Source organism: Streptococcus sp. DD04 (assembly GCF_001578725.1).
Classification (GTDB): Bacteria; Bacillota; Bacilli; order Lactobacillales; family Streptococcaceae; genus Streptococcus; species Streptococcus sinensis.
Map to the genome: position 1 here is coordinate 1 of NZ_KQ968976.1, position 2,343 is coordinate 2,343.

Sequence of the window (2,343 nt, forward strand, 5' to 3'; positions counted from 1 at the left end):
ACGTATTGGTTACTTGAGTCTTGTCTGCATTGTAAGATACGATGTAGTTATTATCGCCAACTGCAACCTTCTCTCCTTCTTGCAAAGGAAGATCTGTCTGGTCTTGAAGTTCGCGAACAGAGTAAACTAATTCCGTTGTTCCATCGACATCGTACTTAGGTAGTTGATTTTTCCACTTATAAGTGTAGACACCGTTCGACACGGTTACTTCAGGGGTGTAGTTCCCGGTAACAGGTTTTGCATCTGCAACAGTTTGTCCTTCTTTGTGCACATACAAACCGAGTTTGACTTCTTTGTAGTCAGTTGCTTTTCCGTTTACCCAAGTCTTGGTTGCTTCAAAGTCAACTGTCACACGTTTGTTAGAGATATTGAGGGGAACACCTTTTCCATCTTTCATCTCCACTTCAAACTCTTGACTATTTACCTGATAGCCTGGTTTCGGAGTCTTTTCTTTGACGATATACTTACCATCACTGAGAGCCTTTGAAAGAGCAATCCCGTCTTTATCTGTTGTCACTGTGTCGACTAATTTCTTAGTGTCTTTTTCAAAGATCTCAAAGACAACGCCTTCCAGTTTAACGTTTGCATCAGCTTCATCATACTTGACAATCTTAATCTTACCAGCAATATCCGCAGTAACGTTGGCACCTACAGACTTAACCGTTTTAAGAGTTGAAGAGTGCTCGGTTCTTGTTTCGATTGTGTCTCCCCGTTTTTTCCAAATTAACTGAGGTTCGTTATCTAACAAGTATTGAGCGGAGTTTTTCACCTCTGAGGTATCTGCCGGCGATGTGGTGAGATATCTTAGGTAAAAACTCTTTGTACCCATATTGGTCGGCATGAGCAATTCAAAGCCACGTTTACCATTTGTAAAAGTCAGCAAGCCCGTGTTGTCTGGATCCTTTTTATACTCCTCAGGATCCATTGTCAATTTATACACTTTAATCCTATGCTTTAAAGCAGCATAGTTGGTATCTGTCGTCTCGTACTCTACTTCAGATAGTTCAAAGGAACTTTCAATATAAGACGCAAGGGCTCCTAAGCCGATATTATCTGTAATTTTAATAGTGTGGTTCCCCATATCCGTCTTAGAACGGTTAATCCGCACATGCCATGTAATTCTAGGTAATTTCGGATCATTGATACCACTTTTAAAAACCAGTTCGCCTTCATGGGGGGTCTTAGGATACTTTTTTACCTCAAAGGTTATTTCTTGCGTCATACCTCCTGGCAGAGTGTAGGTGACCTTCTTAGTCTTTCCTTCAACTGTTTGCTGTGCAGTCGCAACAAAGCTCCCACGGATATTCTGCTTATCCTTAACCTTGTCATTGAAAGTGAAAAGCAGTTGATGGTTCTTGCTATCTACCTGTACAGTCCCCATCGTTGTATTTGAATTTTTATCGATGAGATCTAGGGTCTGATCTTGTAAATCCAAATTGTCAGGAGCTTTTACTATAAAGTAATCCCCCGGCTTAATATCATTTACCTCTACATTAGGAAATGAGAAGTCGCCCGAGTACTTTAGTTCAACAGTTTTTGTGCTTGGACCGATAATAATGTGTGAGTCACTCCCAGTTTCAGCAACTGTGACTTTCAAATTCTCGAATTTAGCCTTATCGGTAACATCAGCAGCAGAAACCCTCTGGACATTCCAAAATCCTAAAACAGTAAAAGTTGCTAATAAAGATAAAAAGAAGCCTATCCACCTCTTTGTCTTCATAATCAATTTCTCCTTCTTCTAATTTTTTTATAAGCTTAGAGCATAACTATTGATATTATGTTCGTCTTATATTATAATCTTTACTATTATACCTCAAACCAAATAAGAAAACCATATCTTTTAAAGTTATATTTTTTTACAAATTGTCAACTTTTGACTCATTCTTAGTTGAGAGGAGACAAATAAATAAAAATATTTCACGATACACAAAAGTAGAAAAGTTAGAATGCCAAATGAACATTCTAACTTTTCTTTTTAAAACCAATTTAAAAGGCGAATAATATACATATTCATTTTAACCTGACGGGAATAATAATAATTGCCGCCGTTGATATAGAGTTCAGGGCCGTTAAATATGGAAATCAGGTTATAATAACTGTAGGTCTTACCGGTTACATTTCCCAAGCTTGGCGCTACCACTTCTTTTGAATATTTTTTAGCTAATTCAAGGGTATTTTCACCGCCATTAGTGGCTACATAGTCAATATAAGCCTGACCAAAATTGTAGGCCTGAACCGCCGTCCAGACATCAACTTTTTTCTCACTAGCCAGCTCCAGATTATTTGATAAAGTCTGAATCCCTTGACGGACGCTTTCTTTATTGTCTGTAATCGAATTGATTT

The 2,343-nt window shown here is 38.2% G+C and carries 2 protein-coding genes; both read right to left on the reverse strand.

The features are described from left to right. The coding region (locus tag STRDD04_RS00005; protein ID WP_231853847.1) for a SpaA isopeptide-forming pilin-related protein at positions 1-1,720 on the reverse strand (1,720 nt) is incomplete at its 3' end. 255 nt (positions 1,721-1,975) lie between these two features. Next, positions 1,976-2,343 (reverse strand): lysozyme family protein (locus STRDD04_RS00010; protein WP_197460053.1); only part of this gene is annotated, 368 nt, incomplete at its 5' end.